At 50.9% G+C, this 22,708-nt stretch carries 23 protein-coding genes; 13 read left to right on the top strand and 10 right to left on the bottom strand.

The features are described 5' to 3' along the window. Positions 1-24: 24 nt before the first annotated feature. Positions 25-1,938, bottom strand: a complete 1,914-nt coding sequence (locus HH301_RS10205; RefSeq protein ID WP_169568799.1) for a PAS domain-containing hybrid sensor histidine kinase/response regulator — start codon at positions 1,936-1,938, stop codon at positions 25-27. Positions 1,939-2,111: 173 nt separating this feature from the next. Between HH301_RS10205 and HH301_RS10200 the strand changes: the two genes are divergently transcribed. Genes HH301_RS10200 through HH301_RS10185 form a run of 4 tightly spaced genes read left to right on the top strand, consistent with a single transcriptional unit; the run spans position 2,112 to position 5,312 of the window. Then, the gene (locus HH301_RS10200; RefSeq protein WP_169568798.1) at positions 2,112-3,116 is read left to right on the top strand and encodes a cysteine synthase A; all 1,005 of its coding nucleotides are present in this window, start codon (positions 2,112-2,114) and stop codon (positions 3,114-3,116) included. A 31-nt stretch (positions 3,117-3,147) separates the two neighbouring features. Next, the gene (locus HH301_RS10195; RefSeq protein ID WP_169568797.1) at positions 3,148-3,861 is read left to right on the top strand and encodes an alanyl-tRNA editing protein; all 714 of its coding nucleotides are present in this window, start codon (positions 3,148-3,150) and stop codon (positions 3,859-3,861) included. 33 nt (positions 3,862-3,894) lie between these two features. Next, entirely contained in the window at positions 3,895-4,752 is an 858-nt protein-coding gene (gene sseA / locus HH301_RS10190; RefSeq protein WP_169568796.1) for a 3-mercaptopyruvate sulfurtransferase, read from the top strand. Between the two features lie 5 nt (positions 4,753-4,757). Beyond that, entirely contained in the window at positions 4,758-5,312 is a 555-nt protein-coding gene (locus HH301_RS10185; protein WP_169568795.1) for a GNAT family N-acetyltransferase, read from the top strand. Between the two features lie 81 nt (positions 5,313-5,393). On the opposite strand, the gene HH301_RS10180 is transcribed toward HH301_RS10185, so the two are convergent. The 5 genes from HH301_RS10180 to HH301_RS10160 all read right to left on the bottom strand — a co-directional run bounded on the left by HH301_RS10180 (position 5,394) and on the right by HH301_RS10160 (position 10,079). Next, positions 5,394-5,651: a hypothetical protein gene (locus tag HH301_RS10180; protein WP_169568794.1), complete on the bottom strand. Its 258-nt coding sequence runs from the start codon at positions 5,649-5,651 to the stop codon at positions 5,394-5,396. Between the two features lie 240 nt (positions 5,652-5,891). After that, entirely contained in the window at positions 5,892-6,662 is a 771-nt protein-coding gene (locus HH301_RS10175; protein ID WP_206378258.1) for an amino acid ABC transporter ATP-binding protein, read from the bottom strand. A gap of 12 nt (positions 6,663-6,674) precedes the next feature. Continuing rightward, a complete protein-coding gene (locus HH301_RS10170) occupies positions 6,675-7,775 on the bottom strand; it encodes an amino acid ABC transporter permease (RefSeq protein ID WP_206378257.1) in 1,101 nt (366 codons plus the stop codon). A gap of 3 nt (positions 7,776-7,778) precedes the next feature. Next, positions 7,779-8,966, bottom strand: a complete 1,188-nt coding sequence (locus HH301_RS10165) for an amino acid ABC transporter permease (RefSeq protein ID WP_169568793.1) — start codon at positions 8,964-8,966, stop codon at positions 7,779-7,781. 99 nt (positions 8,967-9,065) lie between these two features. Then, positions 9,066-10,079, bottom strand: a complete 1,014-nt coding sequence (locus HH301_RS10160) for an amino acid ABC transporter substrate-binding protein (RefSeq protein ID WP_169568792.1) — start codon at positions 10,077-10,079, stop codon at positions 9,066-9,068. A 278-nt stretch (positions 10,080-10,357) separates the two neighbouring features. Between HH301_RS10160 and metC the strand changes: the two genes are divergently transcribed. The 5 genes from metC to HH301_RS10135 are packed head-to-tail and all read left to right on the top strand — an operon-like array spanning position 10,358 to position 14,972. Then, entirely contained in the window at positions 10,358-11,533 is a 1,176-nt protein-coding gene (gene metC, locus HH301_RS10155; protein ID WP_169568791.1) for a cystathionine beta-lyase, read from the top strand. Positions 11,534-11,562: 29 nt separating this feature from the next. Continuing rightward, the gene (gene hisI, locus HH301_RS10150; RefSeq protein WP_169568790.1) at positions 11,563-11,949 is read left to right on the top strand and encodes a phosphoribosyl-AMP cyclohydrolase; all 387 of its coding nucleotides are present in this window, start codon (positions 11,563-11,565) and stop codon (positions 11,947-11,949) included. A gap of 8 nt (positions 11,950-11,957) precedes the next feature. Beyond that, entirely contained in the window at positions 11,958-12,650 is a 693-nt protein-coding gene (modB, locus tag HH301_RS10145) for a molybdate ABC transporter permease subunit (RefSeq protein WP_169568789.1), read from the top strand. A 3-nt stretch (positions 12,651-12,653) separates the two neighbouring features. Continuing rightward, positions 12,654-13,733, top strand: coding sequence for a molybdenum ABC transporter ATP-binding protein (modC, locus tag HH301_RS10140; protein ID WP_169568788.1), 1,080 nt, complete (start codon positions 12,654-12,656; stop codon positions 13,731-13,733). Positions 13,734-13,736: 3 nt separating this feature from the next. Beyond that, entirely contained in the window at positions 13,737-14,972 is a 1,236-nt protein-coding gene (locus HH301_RS10135) for a BaiN/RdsA family NAD(P)/FAD-dependent oxidoreductase (RefSeq protein ID WP_169568787.1), read from the top strand. A gap of 27 nt (positions 14,973-14,999) precedes the next feature. Here HH301_RS10135 and HH301_RS10130 read toward each other — a convergent pair whose 3' ends face one another. Next, positions 15,000-15,701, bottom strand: a complete 702-nt coding sequence (locus tag HH301_RS10130; RefSeq protein WP_169568786.1) for a Crp/Fnr family transcriptional regulator — start codon at positions 15,699-15,701, stop codon at positions 15,000-15,002. A gap of 180 nt (positions 15,702-15,881) precedes the next feature. Here HH301_RS10130 and HH301_RS10125 point away from each other — a divergent pair, with 180 nt between their 5' ends. The 4 genes from HH301_RS10125 (at position 15,882) to HH301_RS10110 (ending at position 20,490) form a co-directional block, all read left to right on the top strand. Beyond that, entirely contained in the window at positions 15,882-17,225 is a 1,344-nt protein-coding gene (locus HH301_RS10125) for an 8-oxoguanine deaminase (RefSeq protein ID WP_169568785.1), read from the top strand. Positions 17,226-17,359: 134 nt separating this feature from the next. After that, positions 17,360-18,301 carry a phenylacetic acid degradation operon negative regulatory protein PaaX gene (gene paaX / locus HH301_RS10120; RefSeq protein WP_169568784.1) on the top strand — a complete coding sequence of 314 codons (942 nt, stop codon included), beginning with the start codon at positions 17,360-17,362 and terminating at the stop codon, positions 18,299-18,301. Positions 18,302-18,358: 57 nt separating this feature from the next. Then, complete coding sequence (locus HH301_RS10115) at positions 18,359-19,675, top strand: FAD-dependent oxidoreductase (RefSeq protein WP_169568783.1); 1,317 nt, start codon at positions 18,359-18,361, stop codon at positions 19,673-19,675. 5 nt (positions 19,676-19,680) lie between these two features. Further along, positions 19,681-20,490, top strand: a complete 810-nt coding sequence (locus HH301_RS10110; RefSeq protein WP_169568782.1) for a phosphodiesterase — start codon at positions 19,681-19,683, stop codon at positions 20,488-20,490. A 4-nt stretch (positions 20,491-20,494) separates the two neighbouring features. On the opposite strand, the gene tenA is transcribed toward HH301_RS10110, so the two are convergent. From tenA to HH301_RS10095, 3 genes are read right to left on the bottom strand one after another with little or no spacing between them, the layout of a single operon-like run. Beyond that, positions 20,495-21,157: a thiaminase II gene (gene tenA / locus HH301_RS10105; RefSeq protein ID WP_169568781.1), complete on the bottom strand. Its 663-nt coding sequence runs from the start codon at positions 21,155-21,157 to the stop codon at positions 20,495-20,497. An 11-nt stretch (positions 21,158-21,168) separates the two neighbouring features. Beyond that, positions 21,169-21,498, bottom strand: a complete 330-nt coding sequence (locus HH301_RS10100; protein WP_169568780.1) for a ferredoxin family 2Fe-2S iron-sulfur cluster binding protein — start codon at positions 21,496-21,498, stop codon at positions 21,169-21,171. A gap of 38 nt (positions 21,499-21,536) precedes the next feature. Beyond that, complete coding sequence (locus HH301_RS10095; protein ID WP_169568779.1) at positions 21,537-22,658, bottom strand: cysteine desulfurase family protein; 1,122 nt, start codon at positions 22,656-22,658, stop codon at positions 21,537-21,539. Positions 22,659-22,708: the final 50 nt, after the last annotated feature.

Here is a 22,708-nt window from a genome sequence, read left to right as displayed (position 1 = left end):
ATACCTTTTGGATGGAAAATATCTTTACGCAATGCGCGGCAGATAAAGGGACAGACACGTTCCCTCACTCAGTTCCGATTGAACCGTGACATAACCAGCAGATTGCTTAATGAACCCATAAACCATGGACAGCCCCAGTCCGGTTCCCCGCCCCACTTCCTTGGTCGTGAAAAACGGCTCGAACACATGAGCGAGCTTGGAGGGCTCAATCCCCATGCCGGTGTCGGCAACCGACAGCACCACATACTGTCCGGCCGGAATATATTCGCCTGTGACCTGCAAACCTGAAGCAAGATCGCTATTTTCAAGACTTATGGTGATGTCACCACCTTTAGGCATGGCATCTCGGGCATTCAGAACCAGATTGATCAGGGCATTTTCAAGCTGCCCCAAATCCACCCGGCAGTTCCAGGGATCATCCTCCAATTCAGTCAGGATGGAAATCTCTTCCTCGATTGTTCGGCGCAACATGGAAATGGTTGATAGCACCGGCTCTTTTAAGCTGCTGACAACAGGATCCAGTCTCTGGTCCCGGGCAAAGGCCAACATGTTTCGTGTCAGCTCGGCTCCCCTGTCGGCGGCTGCAATCATGGAGTTCAACATTTTATTCCGGTCCAGGCCCGGCACACTATTTTCTTCCAGCAACAGTTCCGCATTGCCTTGGATGATCGCCAGCAGATTGTTGAAGTCATGCGCGATACCGCCGGTCAGTTGACCAACGGCTTCCATCTTTTGAGATTGGCGCAGCTTATCTTCCAGAAGGCGTTGCTCCGTCACATTGAGGGAGACGCCAAAGACGGAGTCAATCCAGCCATCTTCATTCATCTCAGGAATAATTTTACCCGCCATATAGCGGATTTCCCCATCGCCCAACCTGAGGCGGACCTCATACTGAGTGGGCGCCTTGGTTCGGATCGCATTATTGATGGCATCCATCATGATTTTCCGATCCGATGGGAAAACCCTGGAAACCGCCTTGTCCATGGTCAGGACATCCTTGTCAGGATCCATGCCATGAATTTCGTACAGAGAGCGAGACCACGTTACTTTCAGCCCATCCAGAACAATGCGCCAGTGCCCCATCTGGCCGACTTCCTGCGCCAATTCCATCTCATGGTCTTTGCGGTGCAACTCGTCCATATATTTCTGGGTATGAGACATATCCCGGATGATGTTGAGGGTTCCAACCTCCCCTTCCCAGACAATTGTGCGGGCGGAAACATGGGTGGGAAATTCAGATCCATCCAGACGGCGATGCCAGCTATCGTAATTGACCGTTGACTCATCGCGCTCAAGCTGACTACGCAAATCCAGCATTTTTTGCCGCATACGCGGGGCCGCCCATTCGTTGGACGGGGTTCCGATAATCTGGGTCTTGTTTTCTAGTCCGAACGTTTGCAGGGCACTATGGTTGACGAAACGGACAACACCGCCGACCTGAATCAGCAATCCGTCGGGGATCAACTCCAGGACTTCCCGGTGCTGGGAGCGTTGATCCTGCAGCACTTTCTGGCTTTGAACCAGTTCGGTAAAATCCTGCAAGACAGTGTAATAGGCAGGCTTACCCTTATAAACGCCGCGCGAGGTGGTGAAGAGCAGGGTTTTGAGGTTTCCCTTCGCACTTAGCATATTCATGCGGTAATTCTTGACCCGATCATTGGATTCAATCAGAGCAACAAACTTTTCATGCTCTTCCCTGTCCGGATGAAAATCGGCGGTTTTCATACCAATCAGGGATTTTCCCTGCATATCGTAAACTTCATGGGCATATTCATTGGCCAGGAGAAATTCACCATCCCAAGTGATAACAACCGCGATCGCAGCCCCATCCATCAGATTTTGGAAAAGGAAATTATGCTCGAGTTGAGGTTCAGCCTCTTTCTCGTGATCCTGCTGATCTGTCATAAACGCCAAAAACCCTTTGCCAAGCGGTCCCATTCTATCCCCCATATGGTACCTATTTTAAGGAGGATTTCTTAACCAAAAGGTTAAGAAAGCGAACATATGAAAATTTTCACGGAAAAATTTCACACCTTGCTTGCAGGTGATGAAAGTATTACATAGATAATTAGTGAAATATATTTAAGTACGTCCCCAGAGCAGAGAATATCATGACAATACGCAAAGATTTCGTAGATACGATCGGAAACACCCCCCTGATCCGGCTCACCGGTGCGTCTGAGGCAACGGGCTGTGAAATCTATGGCAAGGCAGAGTTCCTGAACCCGGGCGGTTCTGTGAAAGATCGCGCCGCACTTGCCATTATTGAAGACGCCGAAGCCAAAGGACTGTTGGAGCCTGGCGGGCTTATCGTCGAAGGAACCGCAGGCAACACCGGCATCGGCCTTGCCCTTGTGGCCAACGCCAAGGGCTATAAAACAGTCATTGTCATGCCCGAAACCCAGACTGACGAGAAGAAGGCTCTGCTCAAATATTGCGGTGCTGATCTTCGACTTGTTCCAGCCAAACCATACAAAGACCCCGGTAACTATGTCCGCTATTCCGGCCGCCTCGCAGAGGAATTGGCAGCGAAAAGCGACAAAGGCGCCATCTGGGCGAACCAGTTTGATAATGTGGCCAATAAAATGGGCCATTTCAAAACCACAGGGCCGGAGATCTGGACCCAGACAGAGGGCAAGGTTGATGGCTTCATTTGCGCTGTCGGCAGTGGTGGCACCCTTGCCGGAACGGCTGATGCGCTTCGGGATCGGAACCCAAACATCAAAATTGGTATCGCTGATCCCATGGGTGCAGCCCTTTATGAGTATTACAAGAACGGTGAGCTGAAATCCGAAGGGAGCTCTATCACCGAGGGAATTGGTCAAGGCCGGATTACAGCCAACCTGGAAGGGTTGGACGTCGACATGCCCTACCAGATCAGCGACGCGGAAGCGCTTGAAATTCTGTATAACCTTAACATCAAGGAAGGCCTCCAACTTGGCTTATCCTCAGGCGTTAATGTGGCCGGCGCTATTCGCATGGCCAAGGAAATGGGCCCTGGCCATACCATTGTCACCATCCTTTGCGATACCGCCCAAAAATACTTTAGCAAGCTGATGGATGTTGATATGCTCCGGCAAAATAATCTGCCGGTCGCCCCTTGGATCGAGGGGTAATAGACCGGCCCAACATCAGGAGCTGGACCCCATGACGAAACCCCTTTTTCGCGAAGACTCTTATCAGACAAGCTGTGAAGCAACTGTAACAGCAATCAACGAGAGAGGGGGCATCGTCCTTGACCAGACTGTGTTCTACCCAACAGGTGGCGGCCAGCCCGGCGATACCGGAACAATAACCCTCGCCAGTGGCGACGTGATTGAGATTGCCACCACTGTCAAGGGTGACAGTCCTGAAGAGGTCGTGCATGTTCCCGCTTCAGACGAGGTGATGCCAAAGGTTGGCGATACGGTAACTGCCGAGATCAACTGGGAGGTCCGGCACCGCTTGATGCGCATGCATTCCTGCCTGCATCTTTTATCTGCGGTCCTGCCCTACCCGGTTACAGGTGGCCAGGTTTCTGACGGGAAAGGACGGCTCGATTTTGACCTTCCCGAAGCCCAGCTTGATAAAGAGGAAATTACAGAAAAACTGAATGCACTAATCGCCGAGAACCGGCCCGTTACCGCTGACTGGATTACGGATGAGGAACTGGATGCGCAACCAGATCTTGTTAAAACCATGTCTGTTCAGCCGCCGCGCGGCAGTGGGCATATTCGACTAATCAAGGTTGAGGATACGGATCTGCAGCCTTGTGGCGGCACACATGTCAAAAACACTTCGGAAATCGGCCGGGTCCGGGTTCGAAAAATTGAAAAAAAGGGTCGTCAAAACCGCCGTGTTTCCCTAATGTTTGAAGACTAAGAAAAATCAGTTCGAAACGCGCAAAGAGAAATCATGTCTTACGTTAATCCTACGTCCCTTGTCTCCACTGAATGGCTGAGCCAAAATATTTCTTCCCCCGATATTCGTATTGTGGATGCCTCCTGGTACATGCCTGGTGAAAATCGGGACCCGAAAGCCGAGTTCGAAGCGGCCCACATTCCGGGTGCTGTTTTCTTTGATATTGATGATATTGCCGATACCGATAGCTCTCTGCCTCACATGATCCCGGCACCAGAGAAATTCTCCAGCAAACTTCGGAAACTGGGGCTTGGCGATGGCAACCGGATTATCGTCTATGATGGATCTGGTATTCGCAGTGCCGCCCGCGCCTGGTGGATGATCCGCCTGTTTGGTCATGACGATGTGTCCATTCTGGATGGTGGTCTACCCAAATGGCAGGCGGAAGGCCGGGCCATTGATGATTTGCCAACGAAACCGATAGAACGGCATTTCACATCGCGCATCAATAATCTGCTGGTGAAGGAGAAAGACCAGGTCCTTGCCAATATTGACAGCCAAAAGGCTCAAGTTTTGGATGCCCGGTCAAAAGGCCGTTTTGAAGGAACTGAGGCGGAACCCCGCGAAGGACTTCGCGGAGGCCGGATCCCTGGCTCCTATAACTTGCCATTCAACGACTTACTGACAAGTGAGGGAACCTTAAAATCTGCAGATGAGCTGAAAGCGGCGTATGAAGCCTCAGGCATTGACCTTAAAAAGCCTGTGATCACTTCCTGTGGCTCCGGCATTACGGCCTGCGTTCTGGCCTTCGGCCTTCATATGCTGGGACACCGGGATGTGGCGGTTTTTGATGGGTCCTGGACTGAATGGGCATTGGATGAAACGCTTCCGGTTCAAAAAGGAGCCGAATAAGTCCCATGCCTATTATGCGAAAACCGGAGCCGAACCCGGACGGGTCCTGGCCGGTCACCATCACGTACCTGAAAATGACAGAGCGCCAGCAACCGCAGGCCATTCCAGTCCCGGCAATTCCTCACGCTATTCAGCGGGCGGAAGAGCCCACAGTTGATTTTTATCGCTTTCTATATGATGCGGTCGGCAAAAACTGGGGCTGGGTAGATCGAAAGCTTCTGTCTGATGAGGAGCTCAAAACCGTCATTCAGGATGAGGATACGGAAATCTATGTCCTTTATATCAAGGGCGTTCCGGCTGGCTATTGCGAGCTGAATTTCAAGAAATTCCCAAAGGAAGTAGATCTGGCCTATTTCGGGATTATGCCCGAATTTATCGGCATGAAATTGGGTCCCTATTTCCTCAACTGGGCAATTGAACAGGCCTGGCTGAAAGGGCCGGAATGCGTGACGGTCAATACCTGCACACTGGACCATCCCAAGGCCCTGCCCCTCTATCAGCGCTTTGGCTATGTTCCTTATAAGCAGAAAGTCCTATCGATCGCCCCGATCAAGGACTGAGCCCTGATCCTATCAGACAAACAAAAAGGCGCTGAAAAAGCGCCTTTTGGTACATCTACCTTCTTTTGATCTGTGCTGGTCTTACTCTTGCGAATAGGCCTTACATAAAAGAGCCGCAAAGGCAAAGGCAACAAAAGCAACCGAAGCCATCGCGGTCACGATGACCGTATCGAGAAAACAAAATCCGTATCCACCAGCTACACAGCCCTTAACGTCGAGCACGGCGGCAATTCCGAAGGAAATACCAATTCCGATAAGTAGGGCCAATAATTGTGTAACACCCACAACGGCTTTATGTCGCATATCCAATTCTCCCACATACCAGATATAGCGTTTCATTTTGTACCTACTGTTCCAAATACTATCCTTTAACTGGTACATGAGAAAAGAAAAATCCACCCCATGCCGCAAATTTGATGAAAATTTTAGCAATTCCATCCAAAACGAACCATAAGGCACATAACTATTCCCTCATATGTTGCAATTTTATTGCAGCCACACCTCTAAAGTGAATAAGGGTCAGAATCAAAAAACCCCGGCGTTGCCACCGGGGTTTTCTGTTGTCCGAATAAGGCTGGTTTAGCCGTTATGCAGGATCTGTGAGAGGAAGAGTTTCGTCCGCTCACTTTGTGGGTTTTCGAAGAATTCGATAGGTGGTGCCTGCTCGATCACTTCACCCTGGTCCATGAAGATAACCCGGTCAGCAACGGTTTTCGCAAAGCCCATTTCATGGGTCACACAAACCATTGTCATCCCCTCTTCCGCCAAGCTGATCATGGTGTCGAGCACCTCGGAAATCATTTCCGGATCAAGAGCAGAAGTTGGTTCATCAAACAGCATGATCCGCGGGTTCATGCAGAGCGAACGGGCAATCGCCACACGCTGCTGCTGACCTCCGGAAAGCTGCCCCGGATATTTAAGCGCCTGATCCGGGATCTTTACCCGTTCCAGGAACTTCATGGCAGTGGCTTCCGCCTCAGCCTTTGGGGTCTTGCGAACCCAAATCGGCGCCAGCGTACAGTTCTCCAGAACCGTCAGATGCGGAAACAGATTGAAGTGCTGAAACACCATGCCGACTTCGCGGCGGATTTCATCAATCTTCTTCACATCGTTGGTCAGTTCAATACCATCAACGATGATCTGGCCCTGCTGATGCTCTTCCAGACGGTTGATGCAGCGGATCATTGTGGATTTACCGGACCCGGAAGGTCCACAAACCACAATTCTCTCACCCCGTTCAACAGTCAGGTTGATATCCCGAAGAACATGGAAGTCTCCGTACCATTTATGCATGCCAATGATTTGAATGGCTGCATCTTCCTGTGATTTACTCATGGCTGCTTCACTCATAATCGCGGCCTCCTATCGTTTGTGTCCGGTGTGGAGTTTGTTCTCCAACCAGATGCTGTAACGTGACATGCCAAAACAAAATACCCAGAACACGGCGGCAACAAAGACATAACCCTCAGTCGCGAGACCCAGCCATTTGGTATCTGCCAGACCACCTTTCACGATGCTAAGCAGATCCAGAAGGCCGATGATCAGGACAAGAGTTGTATCCTTGAACAAGCCGATAAAGGTATTCACGATGGCCGGAATGGAAATTTTTAAGGCCTGCGGCAGAATAATAAATGCCATGGCCTGCCAATATCCAAGTCCAAGAGACTTGGCAGCTTCCATCTGTCCTTTCGGGATTGCCTGCAAGCCACCGCGGATCACCTCAGCCATATAAGCTGCGGAGAAAAGGGACATACCTACAAGAGCCCGAACCAGTTTATCGAAATTCTGTCCTTCCGGCAGGAACAGCGGCAGCATAACTGACGCCATAAACAGCACGGAAATGAGCGGAACCGCACGGATCAGTTCGATAAATCCAACGCACATCATACGAACGGCCGGCATGGTCGAGCGACGCCCAAGCGCCAGAACGATCCCAAGCGGCAAAGCCACAAAAATGGACACCGAGGCCAAAACCAGGGTCAGGAACAATCCACCCCATTCAGAGGTTTCAACCACCTGCAGTCCAACTCCTCCGTAGAAGAGGAAGTAGCAAACAACCGGATAAATCAGGAACAGGAAGATGGCAGGCCACTTCTTGTCCTTGACCACATCAGAGAGAACCAGGAACAACCCGATCGCCCCGAGAATATATCCAAGATCCACCCGCCAGCGTTCATCTACCGGATAGAACCCATACATGTTTTGACCAAACCGCTCTTTAATAAAGACCCAGCAGGCGCCTTCCCCAGTACAATCCGCTTTGGTTGAACCAAGGAAATTCGCATCAATGATCGTATAGCTGACGAGATGCGATACAGCCCACCAAACCACATAAAGAGAGACCAAGGTCAAAATCGAGTTTAGCCAACTGGAGAATAAATTCTCCCGCAGCCAGCCAATAACGCCCGTCTGGGATACCGGTGGCGGCATTTCCGGATGGCGTTCTGTTTTTACAATAGCCATAGCTTACCTCTCCACCAATGCGATTTTCTTGTTGTACCAGTTCATGAACAGGGAAATCAGAAGACTGATTACCAGATAGAACAACATGGTCAGCGCGATAATTTCAATCGCCTGGCCAGTCTGGTTCAAGGACGTTCCACTGAAGATGGCCACAATCTCCGGATAGCCAACTGCGGTGGCCAATGAGGAGTTCTTGGTCAAGTTCAGATACTGACTGGTCAAAGGTGGAATGATAACCCGAAGAGCCTGCGGCAGAATAATCAGACGCATGGTCTTATTCGGATGTAATCCCAATGAGTTGGCAGCTTCTGTCTGGCCGTGACTAACCGAATTGATACCGGCACGGACAATTTCCGCAATGAAAGAGCCGGTATAGATCGCCAATCCCAGCAGCAAGGCCAGGAATTCAGGCTCCAGTGACCAACCGCCCTGAATATTGAAGCGACCGAATTTCGGATCTTCGATTGAGAACGGAATACCGGAAACCAGTGCAGCGATGATCGGCAACCCTATAATCAACCCCAGACCGGCCCAGAAAGTCGGAAATGGCTGACCGGTAGCATCCTGCCGCTTCTGTGCCCATTTGGAAACAAAGACAGTTGCAACAATACCAATGATGAGAGCGATCGGAATGATCATGAACCCGGCTTCCGGAATAATTTTCGGAAAGGCGAGCCCGCGAATATTCAAATACACATTCTCAGAAAGGTGAATACTGTCTTTAACGCCGGGCAGGAACGCACCCACCGCGCCGTACCAGAACAGCAACTGCACCAGCAACGGAATGTTTCGAACCACTTCAATGTAAACGGCGGCAATTTTGTTGACCATCCAGTTATTGGATAGCCGCAAAACACCGAAGATAAATCCGATAATGGTTGCCAGAACAATACCGGCAAAGGATACCGCAAGGGTATTGATCATGCCGATGAGAAGCACATCCCCGTGTGTGGAGGTCTGCGCATTAAAGTCCATCAATAGGACAACGCCGATATCAAAACCGGCAGGTTGGCTCAAGAACCCAAACCCTGAGGCAATTCCCCGTTTCTCAAGGTTAATAATGGTGTTGTTGCCAACGTAAAGTACAAAAGCAAGGAATAGGCCTAGTACGAGGACCTGAAAGAAAATCGCTCGGATTTTCGGATCACGCCATAGACTTACTCCACTTTGGCCCGAGACATCTGCAGTCATAAGGCAGCTCCTTCCAGGAGTAATTCACTTAAGTCAAAAAACAAAAAGAGTGCATGCCTCACCTGAGACACACACTCTTTAATCCCCCACTAAGTCGACTTAGCGTGCAGGTGGTGCATAAAGGATACCGCCTTTATTCCACTGAGCGTTCAGACCGCGTGAAATTTTGAGTGGAGTTCCTTGACCCAGGTGCTTTTCAAAGATTTCACCGTAGTTACCAACCATGGATACAATGTTGTATGCCCAGTCGTTGGACAGGCCAAGCTGCTCACCCAGATCGCCAGATGCACCCATCAGACGAGCAATACCTGGATTTGCACTGCCTTTCATGTCAGCGGCATTTGCAGATGTAATGCCCATTTCTTCAGCGTTGATCAATGCGTTCAGTACCCAACGAGCAATATCACCCCACTGGTTGTCGCCGTGGCGAACAAGTGGACCAAGAGGCTCTTTGGAGATCACTTCTGGAAGAACAACGTGGTTGTCTGGATTTGGAACAACGGAACGCTGTGCATACAGACCAGATTGGTCAGTTGTGTAAACGTCACATTTGTCGTCCAGATAAGCTGTCCGTACTTCGTCAGCTGTGTCGAACAGAACTGAGTCATACTTCATGCCTTCAGCAGCGAAGTAGTCAGCCAAGTTCAGCTCAGTTGTTGTACCGGACTGCAGGCAAACCCGTGCACCGTCAAGTTCTTTGGCGGAAGAAACGCCAAGAGACTTCTTAACCATGAAGCCCTGACCATCGTAGTAGTTGACGCCAACAAACTCGAAACCGAGGTTCACGTCACGTGTCAGTGTCCATGTTGTGTTACGAGCAAGAACATCAATTTCACCAGACTGCAGAGCTGTGAAGCGTTCTTTTGCAGTTGTTGGTGTGTATTTTACTTTGTCCGGATCACCAAAGATGGCTGCAGACATAGAGCGGCAGAAGTCGACGTCAAAGCCTTCCCAGACACCTTGGTCGTTCGGAGCTGCAAAGCCAGCAAGACCTGTTGTCACACCGCACTGAATAAAGCCTTTGGCCTTAACATCGTCCAATGTGCCTGCAGAAGCAGCACCGGCCATCAAAGTAGCTGTAGCAGCGACAGCTAAAAAGCTCGCTTTTTTCATAAAATAACCTTCCTGTCAGTTTTCTATTTTCAATTCACCTGGTAGTCCTTGACCAGGCAAAAACGGGCAATCGCCCACAAAGCCCTTTTTCCCAATTTCGGACCTTGTATGGGTAAAACGATAATATTTTTACTTTACCCGTCAACGGAAAATTTACACTTTTTGACCGGTCGATCAATTTTCCATAAAATTAACCCTAATAATTTCTCCCTTTTCTGGGTCTCATTATTCCTCTATTCAAGACACACTCAAAACAGTGATACAGGAGTTGCTTAAACATGAAAGACGAAACAAAAATTGTGGTCAGTGGCCGGAACCCAGAAGACAATTTCGGGATCGTCAATCCACCCGTCTATCATGCCTCCACCGTTCTATATTCATCCCTTGCCGAATTGCAGCAAGCCCACAGGGACCGTGCGGAAGGTAAGCAAGTTGTCACCTACGGACGGATCGGAACTCCAACTAGCTGGTCACTGGAAAATGCAGTTGCAGATCTGGAAGGCGGATACCGGACTCAGGTCTTTCCATCTGGTCTGGCAGCTTGCTCATTTGCCATTCAGGCTTTTGTCAAATCCGGCGATCACATTCTGGTTACGGACAGTGTTTATAATCCTACTCGGCAGTTCTGTGAGACGGTTCTAAAAAAGTTTGGCGTACAAACGACTTATTACGATCCATTGATCGGAAAAGGAATCGCAGAGCTGATTCAGGACAACACAACCGTCATTTTTACAGAATCACCCGGCTCGCAAACATTCGAAATGCAGGATATTCCGGCAATCGCTGAAATTGCCCACCAGCATGGTGCCGTTGTCATAATGGATAACACCTGGGCATCTCCTTTATTTTACAAGCCTTTCGAGCATGGTGTTGATGTATCCATTCAAGCTGGTACCAAATATATCGTTGGTCATTCTGACGTCATGATCGGAACCGTCACCACAACCGAAAAGCATTGGCCAGCCCTGCAAGCGGCCGCCAACCAGATGGGCCAGACATCGGGACCCGATGATGTCTATCTTGCTCAGCGGGGACTTCGCACCCTGTCTGTGCGCCTGAAACAGCATATGGAAAATGCAATCAAGATCGCCAAATGGCTGGAAGACCGTCCCGAAGTTCATTCTGTATTGCACCCTGCCCTGGAAAGCCATCCGCAGCATGATCTGTGGAAACGAGATTTCCTTGGGGCGTCAGGCTTGTTTTCCTTCCGGCTGAAAGCCTGCTCAAAAGAGGCTATGGCAGCCTTCTTGGATAATCTGGAGCTGTTCGGCATGGGATATAGCTGGGGTGGTTATGAAAGCCTGATCATCTATGCTGACCCCAGTAGCTACCGGACCGCGACGACCTGGGACAACTCCAACCCATTGATCCGGGTTCATATCGGTCTTGAGGATCCTGAAGACCTGATGGCGGATCTATCCGCAGGTTTTGAAAAACTGGCGGCGGCGAGCTAAGCCCTGCCTCTGCTTTTAAAGGCAAGAGAATGACTGATTTGGATACCCTGCTGAAATTCAATAGTGATGGCCTCATTCCGGCCATCGCCCAGCAGCATGATACAGGCGAAGTCCTGATGATGGCCTGGATGAACCGGGATGCAATTGACGAGACATTGCAAACCGGACAGGTCTGCTACTGGTCCCGGTCCCGCAAAGGGCTGTGGCGAAAAGGTGAAAGTTCTGGTCAGGTGCAGAAACTGGTCAAGTTCCGCGTCGATTGCGATGGGGACACGATCCTGTTGCTGGTCGATCAAAAGGGCGTTGCCTGCCATACAGGGCGGCGGAATTGCTTCTATAATGAAGTCAGCGATGGTCAGGTCAGCATTATCGCTGATGTGGAAATCGATCCCAACCAGCTTTATGGAGAGAAATAGAGAGGCGAATGTCTTTGAGCCCGGCTGAATGGGAGGTCATCTCCCTCTCCTTAAAAGTGGCGATCTGGTGTGTAGGCGTAAACCTGATCCCGTCTCTTGCCATGGCCTGGCTCCTCGCGCGCTGTGACTTTCCAGGGAAATCGGTTGTCAACGCGACCGTTCATTTGCCGCTTGTTATACCGCCGGTGGTGACAGGCTATGTTCTTCTTGTTCTGCTTGGCAAAAACGGGCCCATCGGTAGCTGGCTCTATAGCGTTTTTGACATCACCCTCATTTTCACTTGGAAAGGCGCCGTGATTGCAGCGGCCGTCATGTCCTATCCCTTGATGGTGCGGGCCATGCGCACCGGAATTGAAGCGCTTGATCCCAGACTTGAGGAAGCGGCACAGATGCTGGGTAAATCAAGGCTTCACATCTTTCGGACTATCTCCCTACCCCTAATCCTGCCAGCCATCATTTCGGCAATGACCCTTGGCTTCGCCAGAGCGCTTGGAGAGTTCGGGGCAACCATTACATTTGTCTCCAACATTCCGGGGGAAACACGAACCCTGCCGATAGCCATCTATAGCCTCATTCAAATTCCAGGGGGCGAGGACAAGATCCTTAAACTGGTGCTGATCTCTGTCCTGATCTCCTTTGCGGCTATCGCTCTCTCTGAATATCTAGTCCGGCGGAGCCCGGCCCGGACGAAGGAGAGCTGATCTATGCTGATCGCCCGGATTGTCAAAAAGCTCCGCCCCTTTACGCTGGACTGCGAATTAACCGTTGAGCCCGGGATCACGGCCATCTTCGGCCCTTCAGGCGCAGGTAAAACCCAGCTGGTGAGATTGCTGAGCGGGCTGGATACGCCAGATGAGGGCATGATTGAAATGATTGGCCGCCCGTTGTTCGAAAGCGGACCCAATGGCGGTGCCGTCCTCAATGTGAAAGCAGAGGCGCGGAAAATTGGTCATGTATTTCAACAGCATCTTCTATTTCCCCACTTAAGCGTTCGAAAAAACCTGCTTTATGGCCGGCCAACATCGCCAAAGCTGGATTTCAATGAAATTGTCGACACTTTGGGGATTGCAGATTTACTGGACCGCAAGCCGGTGAACCTCTCAGGTGGGGAAAGTCAGCGGGTTGCCATTGGCCGCACGCTTTTAAGTGAGCCGGACCTGATTATCATGGATGAGCCGCTCGCCAGTTTGGACAGTGCCATCAAACAGGACATTATGGGCCTGATTGAGAAGCTGCGGGACAGCTACGGCCTGACCATTCTTTATATTACCCATGCCCTGCCCGAGGTGATGCGTCTGGCCGATAATCTGATCCTGCTGGAAGGCGGCAAATGTCTTGCTGCCGGACCAACGGGGGAAATCCTCTCCCGCCATGATCTGGCACTCACCGATGATAGTCTTGAGATCGGCACCGTTTTTAATGGAACGATTGCCCATCAGGATCCGGAGCTCAAACTAACCCAGTTGGAGACGGATGCTGGATTGCTTGAGGTCACTGGTCTCAGCCAAAAAGCGATCGGTGATCCAGTTCGAATTCGTCTCAGGGCCAAAGACATAACGATCGCCACTGAGGACATAAACCTAATATCGACACTTAACCGGTTAAAAGGAAAAGTCACAGATATTCAAAAAACCGGATCTGGAACTGTTTTTCTTAAAGTTGATGTGGGCATTCAACTAAATGCAGCAATTACATTGAAATCATTGAATTTATTAAAACTGGAAATTGGTATGCCAGTCTGGGCGCTCATCAAATCCGTAACCGTCAATTCGATCGAGAGATAGGCAATGACAGCGCAAAAGCGAAAAGTTGTGATAGTCGGTGGCGGCCCTGCGGGCCTGTTTGCGGCAGAGTATCTGAGCCGGATTGACGGGCTGGATGTGCATCTGTTTGATCATAAACCCTCCATCGGGCGAAAGTTCCTGATTGCGGGTCGCGGCGGCCTTAACCTGACCCATAGCGAGGAGTTGGAGAGCTTCCTGTCTAAATACGGTCCGGCAGAAGACTTTCTCAAACCACTGATCACCGATTTCAACCCCCGAAAGCTTAGGGACTGGGCAGAGGGTCTGGGCGTTGAAACCTTCGTTGGCACCAGTGGCAGGGTCTTTCCGGTAGAAATGAAGGCAACCGGGATTATCCGTGCCTGGTCAAAACGAATACTGGATCAAGGGGTCACCTTTCATCCCGGCTACAGCCTGACAGGCATTGCCCCAACAGGCGATCTGATTTTCCAGACAAGCGAAGAGTCCGTTGAACTGGTTAGCGCCGATGCCACGCTCTTTGCGATGGGTGGTCTCAGCTATCCCCACCTTGGCTCCACCGGCAACTGGATCCCGGCTCTGAAAGATGCAGGGATAGATATCCGCCCTTTCCTGCCCATGAACTGCGGATTTGAAGTGAATTGGTCCGCTTACCTGATTTCCAAATATAGCGGCGAGGCCCTGAAAAACATCCGGGTCAAGTATCAGGATGAAGTGGTGCCCGGTGACCTGATCCTGACTGACTACGGATTGGAGGGTGGTGCGATTTATGCCCTTAGCCGGGAGTTGGTAAAGGATCTGGATAGGGAGAAAAGCGAGGAGAATGAGCCAGTCGTTGTCCATCTGGATCTGAAACCTGACATGAGTGCAGATCGTTTGCGGGTCAAGCTAGAGAGCCCACGTGGAAAACAGAGCTTTAGCAATTATTTGCGAAAAGCTCTCGGCCTGCCGCCGCATATTGTTGCCCTGCTCCATGAACGCGCTGGCGATCAGCTAAAAACAAATGAGGAGATTATCTCCGCAGTCAAAAACCTGCCCATCACCCTGACTGGAGCCCGGCCGATTGAGCGGGCGATCAGCAGTTTGGGCGGCGTCAAACTAGAGAGCCTGACACCGGAGTTAATGGTCAAAGACATGCCCGGCATTTTCGTTGCCGGCGAAATGATGGACTGGGATGCGCCGACTGGTGGCTATCTGCTGCAAGCCTGTTTTGCCACAGGACTGGGCGCCGCTAAGGGTATTGAGAATTACCTCAAGAAATGACGTTAAAGCTCTAAGAATAAAGAGTTATTAGCGCGCCACGTTACTGGTGGAAGACGCCAGATTGCTGATCATTTCCTCAATCCGAGCACGATCTTTCAAATAGAGGCTCTTGCCTTTTTTGAAGACCAGTTCTTCATTGGTAAGCTGCCCGAGCACACGCGCAACGGTTTCCCGTGTCGTTGATACCCGACTGGCAATCGCGCTTTGGGTTGGCATTGGATAGATCAACCAGCTATCGGCATTTAACGGATCCGGTTTGGCCATTCGCAAGAGTTCCTGACACACCCGCTGCACCGCCCCCAGAGTAGAGAGATCAAGGATCCGCTCATCATTGACCCGGATAATTCGGGCAAGCCGTTCCAGCACCTGAATGGAAACCTCAGGATGCTCTTTCAACAGTTCCGCAAAATTATCTGGGGAAAGGGAGGCGAGCAGGCATTCCTTGTTGGCAATCACATTGGCGGAACGAGGCCGACCATCAATGGCGGAAAGCTCACCAAAATATTGGCCCGCTTCCACACTTGCATAAGCCACTTCACGCCCGGATACGCCAAAATTAACAATATTGACGGTGCCTTCAACAACAAAGAAAACATCGCGGCTCGTGCTAGACCGCTCCAAAATCTGCTTGCCAGAGGAATAATTCTTCCAGCTGCATTTCGCGGCCAACGCCTGACGTTCTACCGGGCTGAGTACCGATAATAATTCGATGTTATCCAAGCTGGGCATGACTGTAAAAAACCACTTTTAGAAATAAGCTGTGATTATAATTTCAGAACCTAAGCTCAAAATCCAAATAGGGCAACAGTTATAGTCATATAATTTCTTTCCAGGATAACTGACTGTTGCTTGCGCGTTTCAGACACGCACCCTATTCTCAGGTCTTTACGACTTTAAGGTATCCTTTATATGGCTGTGTGGATCAAGACCCCGCTGGGCATCCTGGCTGAGAACGCTGAAGGCGGTTTGGTGATCAAGGATGGGAAGATTGCTGAACTTGTTGGCAAAGGTGAAGTGCCATCCTCGGTGCCAACTTCAGAACTTGAGATCCTGGATGCCAGCAATCACGTTGTGCTACCCGGCCTGATCAATACACATCATCATTTCTATCAGACTTTGACACGGGCCTGCCCGCCAGCGCTCAACAAACCGCTGTTTCCCTGGTTGAAGGCCCTTTACCCTATCTGGGCAAGGCTGAGCCCAAAGATGATTGAGCTTTCGACCCGCCTGGCGCTTGCAGAGCTTCTGCTGTCCGGTTGTACGACAGCAGCGGATCATCATTACCTGTTTCCAAAAGCCCTGCCCGATGCCATTGATATTCAGGCAAATACCGCTAGACAAATGGGGCTTCGAGTTACCCTCACCCGCGGATCCATGAGCCTTGGGGAGGATCAGGGCGGATTGCCCCCACAGAGCACTGTGCAGGATGAAGAAACCATCCTTGAAGATAGCGAGCGGTTGATCCAGCGGTATCATGAGACGGGAGAGGATGCGTTTGTGCAAATCGCACTGGCGCCCTGCTCGCCCTTCTCAGTGAGTACAGAATTGATGAAATCATCGGCTGAACTGGCCCGAAAATATGGTGTTCGCCTGCACACCCATCTGGCGGAGACACATGATGAAACGGCATTTTGTGAAAAAATGTTTGGCCTGCGTCCGCTTGATTATCTGGAAAGTGTCGGCTGGCTGACTGATGATGTGTGGCTGGCCCACGGCATTCATTTTGAAACTGAAGAGATCCAACGTCTGGGTAAGGCTGGCGTCGGGATCTGCCACTGCCCATCATCGAACATGGTTCTGAGTTCCGGTATCTGCCGAACGCTGGAACTCACGGCAGCGGGCTCTCCCGTCGGACTTGGGGTGGATGGCTCCGCCTCCAACGACGGATCCAACCTTATTCAGGAAGTGCGGCAAGCACTGCTGATCGGACGACTGCGTTATCCAGCCAATGAAATGACCCACCTGGAAGCCTTCAAAATGGCAACCGAAGGATCAGCCGGCTGCCTCGGCCGTGACGATATCGGCAAGCTCGAAGTAGGAATGGCCGCCGATATCGCGCTCTTCAAACTGGATGAACCTCGCTTTTCCGGTGCCGGCGATCCACTGGCAGCCTTGCTTCTTTGCGGGGCACATAAGGCGGATCATGTGATGGTCAGCGGAAAATGGCGGCTCAAAAATGGAGAGATCCCAGGTTTAGATATGGCAAGCCTGATCGCAGAACACAGCTCCCTCGCAAGAGAACTGGTTACCTGAATTTTCCACTGGAACCAGAAAGTAAAATCCCGCAATATGATACAACGCATTGTGATTGACGTATCATTTTATGTAACAGCATTTACGGGCGTCGAATGGGGTTAAATCCCTGACGACAAATGAGGCATGACAGGATGAGTGACACGAAGTCGGCCATCAGCCGGCATCTTGAAAGATTGCCTGAGCGGCTGAATCTAAAAGCCCGCTCCTTATTAGTAACGATTTGGGGGGATTCAATTGCCCCACATGGCGGGACTGTCTGGCTTGGAAGCCTGATCGATCTTGTCGCCTGTTTCGGTCTCAACGAACGGGCCGTCAGAACCTCCGTTTTCCGCCTCAAAAATGATCAGCTTCTGGAAAGCTCCCAGCAAGGGCGAAAGAGTTTTTACACCTTAACGCAAAGCGGTGCCCGGCGGTTCGAAGAAGCGACCAAAAGAATTTACAATCATCTACCGCAGGATTGGGACGGTGCCTGGACCCTGATCTTCACGGAAAGACGACGGCTGGACGATGAGACGCGGCGGCAACTGACAATGGAGCTGGGCTGGCTTGGGTTTGGAGACCTGGGGGCCGGTATTTTTGCCCATCCGACGACCTCCCCTGCTGAAGTCACGGAGCTGGTTGCGGATCTGGGCGTCATGTCGCATGTTTCCTTCATCCGGGGAAAAGAGTTTGCCCTGGCAGAGGAGCCATCTGCCCATATCATTATTCAAAAAGGCTGGAACCTTGATGAGATCGAAAAAGGGTATACGGATTTCATTACCCATTTTGAGCCGATCCTCAAAAGCCTCCAGCAAGAGGGTGACATAGATCTTCAGGATGCCTTTTTCATTCGCACACTGTTGGTCCATGAGTATCGCCGCGCATTGCTTCGTGATCCCATGTTGCCGGAAACACTGCTACCAAATGGGTGGCACGGAAACAGGGCACGGGAAATTTTTCACGATATCTATCAACTGGTCTGGAAAGATGCGGAAACGCATCTTCTCAAAACCCTCGAAACCAGTGACGGTGGCCTTCCGGCCGCATCGTCAGTTTTCAATCAACGTTTTGGGGGTCTTGTGGGAGCAGAGTGATACGGAGTTTATAAAAAACCTTATAAATAAATAGGTTGAGCATAAGGGGATAAGGAAATGGGAGGTCCTTTAAAAGTCGCGATCATTGGGTCCGGCCCCGCTGGAATGTATACAGCGGGGGCCTTTAATTCCAGCTGCCCGGGCTGCGAGATTGATATTCTCGAAAAATTGGCAACCCCCTACGGATTGATCCGTACCGGCGTTGCCCCCGATCATCAAACGACAAAAAACGTCTCGCGCGCCTATGACAAAATCATGGAAAACGAGAATGTTCGGTTTGTCGGTAATATCAGTTTCGGTGATGATATCTCTCTTGAAACCCTGAAAAGCCTCTACGATGTGGTAATTCTCGCCATTGGGACACCCAAAGACCGGGAGCTTGGCATCCCAGGAGAAGACAAAGCGGGCGTGTTTGGCGCGCAAGTCTTTGTGTATTGGTACAATGGCCACCCTGAATACAGGGATGCGGTCCCCCATCTGGAAGTCAAGAATGCCATCGTCATTGGAAACGGGAATGTAGCGTTGGATGTTGCACGGGTTCTTCTGAGCACCGAAGATGAAATGCGGGATAGTGACCTTGTGGATCATGCTGGCGATCATATCTTCAGAAGTCCTGTTGAACATGTGCGGGTTATTGGACGGCGGGGTCCCGAACACGCGCAATTCTCTACCAAGGAGCTCAGTGAGTTCAAGGATCTGACAACCGCTGTTACCACAACAGATGGGTCAATTATTCCCGATCACTATGAGACTGATGATCCCAAAACCACCAAGGTTGCGAACAACAATCTGGAACTCTTGCGCGATTATGCGGCCAACAAGCCAGATCCCCACAAACGCTTGCTATCCCTTGATTTCTGCCTCTCCCCCACCCACATACTAGGAGAGGAAACGATCGAAGCTGTCCGGTTTGAAAAGAACCGCATTGAGGGCAACAAGGCCGTTGGAACCGGTGAATTTGTTGACTATCCGTGTGATCTACTGGTCACCTGCATCGGCTATGAACTCACCAATGTGGGCGGCCTGCCCGTTGAAAACGGGATTGTGCGCAATGTGGATGGCAAAGTGGAGGATCACCTCTATGTTGTTGGCTGGGCGAAACGTGGCCCCTCCGGTACGATCGGCACCAATCGGCTTGATAGCCAAAAAGTGGTGGAAAAGATCGCTGAAGATCATTGTGACGGTGGAGATCCTGCGAAAGCCGGGGCTCGCGGGCTAGATCAATACTGCCAGGAAAATGGAATTGAGACGGTGTCTTTTTCCGACTGGCAGAAAATCAAGGAAGAAGAAGAGAAACGTGCGGATGAAGATAGCCCAAGGCGCAAGTTTGTGCGAAAAAGGGATATGTTAAAACTACTCCGTGAAGGGAAGTGAAAAGTATGATTATTGCGCAGCTCAGCGACCCCCATGTGGTCGTTCGAGGAACAGAGTTCCACGACCTGTACAAAACGATCGACAAACTGCAGTTGGCCGTTGATCGCGTCAATAATCTTGTTCCCAGACCTGACTTTATTATGCTGACCGGAGACTTGGTGAATGAAGGCGGCGTCGATGAGTATGCGGAACTGAAAAAAGTTCTGGAAAGCTCAAAAGTACCTGTTTACCTCGGCATCGGGAACCATGACTGCCGGGAGACCCTTCGCCAGACTTTTGGCACAGAAGACTACCTGCCAAAAGAAGGGTTTATCCAATATGCGATTGAACAAGAGGGCTTGCGCTCCCTCATGCTGGACACAAACGTCCATCGTCAGCCCTATGGAACGCTCTGTGAAGAACGGCTTGCCTGGCTGGAAAAAGAGCTTTCAGAGCATCCGGACACCCCGACCCTGATCTTCATGCATCACCCCCCGTTTGAAACCGGGATCCGGGCGATGGATGCAATGGGTCTGAGAGATGCTGAGAAATTTGGTGAAGTTGTTGCTCGCCACCCGCAAATCAAGCGGATTTTCTGTGGCCACCTGCATCGCAATATTTCAAGCGAGTTTTATGGTGTTCCGTCGCAAATCTGCGCGTCTACCTCTCACAAGGTTTTGTTAGATCTCTCCGAGCAAGGGAGACTAGGAACAGTGGACGAACCGGCCGATATCTTGCTGCATTTCTGGTCACCGGACGCAAAAACCCTGGTGACCCATACAAGCGCAACCAAGGTTCCGAATATCCTTTGGGAAATTGACGAGTACCCGTCTTAAATCTCTAAACTGCGTTTAGACCCATTTGCCAAAAATCAACTTCCAGCCGGGTTGCTGCGCCGAAGGTCTTGGAAAGATCGTCGAAGCGGGCCTCGGTAAAGCGTTTTTCGGCAAGCGTCTCCAGCTGAGCAAGTGCACCGCTCATGACCGGCTGATACTCTTCCCCGCCATACATTTCCATCCAGGGAAGGTAAGGATTATCTTCTGTTTTTGTCGCCGGGTCTGAAATCAGTCTTGCGCCGATTTCCCCATAACCGATCACACACGGGGCAAGCGCCACATAAAGATCCAGAACATCCCCCGCATGCCCTTTTTCCAGCACATAACGAGTATAGGCCATATTGGCAGGATCTTCGTCAGCGGCCTGCATGTCACTTTCGGTAATGCCCCACTCGGCGCAATAACTGACATGGAGCTTCATCTCAGTTTCCGTCAAAGCTGTCACTGTCGCGGCGGCGGCCTTCATATCCTCCAGATTATCCGCTTTATAAGCAGCCAGGGCATAGGCCCGTGCAAAATGAATGAGAAAGAGATAATCCTGAATGAGATAGTATTGAAATGCCTTTTGATCCAAGGTCCCATCCTGTAGGCCATTTACAAACTCATGATGGGTGTAGGCGTGCCAAACATCCTTGTTGGCCGCTTTCAGCTTCTCAAAAAGGGTCATGCCGGCATCGCTTAAAAAAGTTGGTTGTTAAAACTGCTCGGCAAGGAAACCACCATGCCGTCCAATTCCTCGGTCATGATGATCTGACATCCAAGCCGGGAGGTTGGGGTCAACCCATAGGCAAGATCCAGCATGTCCTCCTCATCATCGGAAGCGTCAGGCAAGCGATCAAAATCGTCTTCATCAATGATCAAATGGCAGGTGGAACAGGCAAGACTTCCTTCACAGGCACCTTCCAGTTCAAGACCGTTCTGTTGGGCAATATCCAGCAATGTTCTGCCAATGGGCGCCTCGACCTCAATCCGATCTCCGTTCGGTTTCACAAAAGTCAATTTTGACATAGATGGTACTACCCTTGGTTCTTATTTTCAAAATGCAATCAGGCGGCCGAGCGCGGTGACTTTTTCTTATAAAGCTTTTGCCAGACTTCGATGAATTTATCAATCTCCTCAGGCGATGTTGACCTGCCAAGACTGATCCGGATCGCTTCGCCAGCGGCGTCCTCATCCGCCCCCATGGCGGTCAGAACATGACTAGCCTTCACCTTGCCGCTGGAACAGGCAGAGCCCGCGCTGACAGCGATTCCGGCGAGATCGAAATTCATCACCTGAAGTTCACTGCCGACCCCAGGCATCGAGAGACAACTGGTGTTCGGCAGCCGATCAGTGCCTTTTCCGTAGATATTGATTTCAGGGCAATATTCAAGAAGACGGCTTTCCAGTCGGTCCCTGAGCGCAGCTATTTCGCTTGCCCCCTCAAGGTCATTCAATGCCAGTTCTGCAGCAAGACCAAAACCAGCGATCCCGGCGACATTTTCAGTCCCGCTGCGACGGCCCAGTTCCTGCCCACCACCAATTTGACGCGCCTTGATGGGCAAGCCTTCACGCAAAATAAGAGCGCCCTGCCCTTGCGGACCGCCGATTTTATGACTGGAAACGGTCATTAGATCCACACCAGCCTCTGTAAAGCTGACCGGTATTTTACCAAGTGCCTGAATAGCATCCGTGTGCAAGAAGCCGCCATGCTCATGCACAAGTGCCGCTATCTCTGGGATCGGTTGCAGCACTCCTGTTTCATTGTTGGCCATCATGACAGAGACCAGCGGAGGGCCATCTGCTGATTTAAGCAGATCTTCCAACGCGCCAAGATCGAGTGTACCGCAGCTCGTCAGAGGAATCTGGACCGCACCGGCAACGGTTCCCGGCGCCAGCACGCTGTCATGTTCGCCAGCACTGACAAAAATCTGACGATCTGGAAATCCGGCAAAAACCATATTGTTTGCTTCTGTTCCGCCGGAAGTGAAGATAATTTCCTGAGGCTTACAATCCACCAATGACGCCAGTTGACGGCGCGCAGTTTCCACACGAGCGCGAGCCTTTCGGCCACGGGCGTGGACTGAGGACGGGTTTCCCCCTTCCGCCATAACCTTCGTGACCAGAGAAATGACCTCGGGGCGGATTGGTGCTGTTGCGTTATAGTCGAGATAAATGCCTGAATTCATACAGGCAAAATATGTGCTGATGAAAGTTCCGGCAAGTCTTCAATTCAAAC

Origin of the sequence: Sneathiella limimaris, from assembly GCF_012932565.1 — a bacterium.
Classification (GTDB): Bacteria; Pseudomonadota; Alphaproteobacteria; order Sneathiellales; family Sneathiellaceae; genus Sneathiella; species Sneathiella limimaris.
Note: the sequence above shows the minus strand (reverse complement) of the source record. Positions and strands in the feature narration are given on the sequence as shown.

Coding starts and splice junctions, on each gene's coding strand:
- HH301_RS10180 (WP_169568794.1), bottom strand. CDS start 5,651: ATGAAACGCTATATCTGGTATGTGGGAGAATTGGATATGCGACATAAA.
- sseA (WP_169568796.1), top strand. CDS start 3,895: ATGTCTTACGTTAATCCTACGTCCCTTGTCTCCACTGAATGGCTGAGC.
- metC (WP_169568791.1), top strand. CDS start 10,358: ATGAAAGACGAAACAAAAATTGTGGTCAGTGGCCGGAACCCAGAAGAC.
- tenA (WP_169568781.1), bottom strand. CDS start 21,157: ATGACCCTTTTTGAGAAGCTGAAAGCGGCCAACAAGGATGTTTGGCAC.
- paaX (WP_169568784.1), top strand. CDS start 17,360: ATGAGTGACACGAAGTCGGCCATCAGCCGGCATCTTGAAAGATTGCCT.
- HH301_RS10135 (WP_169568787.1), top strand. CDS start 13,737: ATGACAGCGCAAAAGCGAAAAGTTGTGATAGTCGGTGGCGGCCCTGCG.
- HH301_RS10115 (WP_169568783.1), top strand. CDS start 18,359: ATGGGAGGTCCTTTAAAAGTCGCGATCATTGGGTCCGGCCCCGCTGGA.
- HH301_RS10200 (WP_169568798.1), top strand. CDS start 2,112: ATGACAATACGCAAAGATTTCGTAGATACGATCGGAAACACCCCCCTG.
- hisI (WP_169568790.1), top strand. CDS start 11,563: ATGACTGATTTGGATACCCTGCTGAAATTCAATAGTGATGGCCTCATT.
- HH301_RS10110 (WP_169568782.1), top strand. CDS start 19,681: ATGATTATTGCGCAGCTCAGCGACCCCCATGTGGTCGTTCGAGGAACA.
- HH301_RS10100 (WP_169568780.1), bottom strand. CDS start 21,498: ATGTCAAAATTGACTTTTGTGAAACCGAACGGAGATCGGATTGAGGTC.
- HH301_RS10195 (WP_169568797.1), top strand. CDS start 3,148: ATGACGAAACCCCTTTTTCGCGAAGACTCTTATCAGACAAGCTGTGAA.
- HH301_RS10125 (WP_169568785.1), top strand. CDS start 15,882: ATGGCTGTGTGGATCAAGACCCCGCTGGGCATCCTGGCTGAGAACGCT.
- HH301_RS10170 (WP_206378257.1), bottom strand. CDS start 7,775: ATGGCTATTGTAAAAACAGAACGCCATCCGGAAATGCCGCCACCGGTA.
- HH301_RS10165 (WP_169568793.1), bottom strand. CDS start 8,966: ATGACTGCAGATGTCTCGGGCCAAAGTGGAGTAAGTCTATGGCGTGAT.
- modB (WP_169568789.1), top strand. CDS start 11,958: ATGTCTTTGAGCCCGGCTGAATGGGAGGTCATCTCCCTCTCCTTAAAA.
- HH301_RS10095 (WP_169568779.1), bottom strand. CDS start 22,658: ATGAATTCAGGCATTTATCTCGACTATAACGCAACAGCACCAATCCGC.
- HH301_RS10130 (WP_169568786.1), bottom strand. CDS start 15,701: ATGCCCAGCTTGGATAACATCGAATTATTATCGGTACTCAGCCCGGTA.
- HH301_RS10185 (WP_169568795.1), top strand. CDS start 4,758: ATGCCTATTATGCGAAAACCGGAGCCGAACCCGGACGGGTCCTGGCCG.
- modC (WP_169568788.1), top strand. CDS start 12,654: ATGCTGATCGCCCGGATTGTCAAAAAGCTCCGCCCCTTTACGCTGGAC.
- HH301_RS10175 (WP_206378258.1), bottom strand. CDS start 6,662: ATGAGTGAAGCAGCCATGAGTAAATCACAGGAAGATGCAGCCATTCAA.
- HH301_RS10160 (WP_169568792.1), bottom strand. CDS start 10,079: ATGAAAAAAGCGAGCTTTTTAGCTGTCGCTGCTACAGCTACTTTGATG.
- HH301_RS10205 (WP_169568799.1), bottom strand. CDS start 1,938: ATGGGACCGCTTGGCAAAGGGTTTTTGGCGTTTATGACAGATCAGCAG.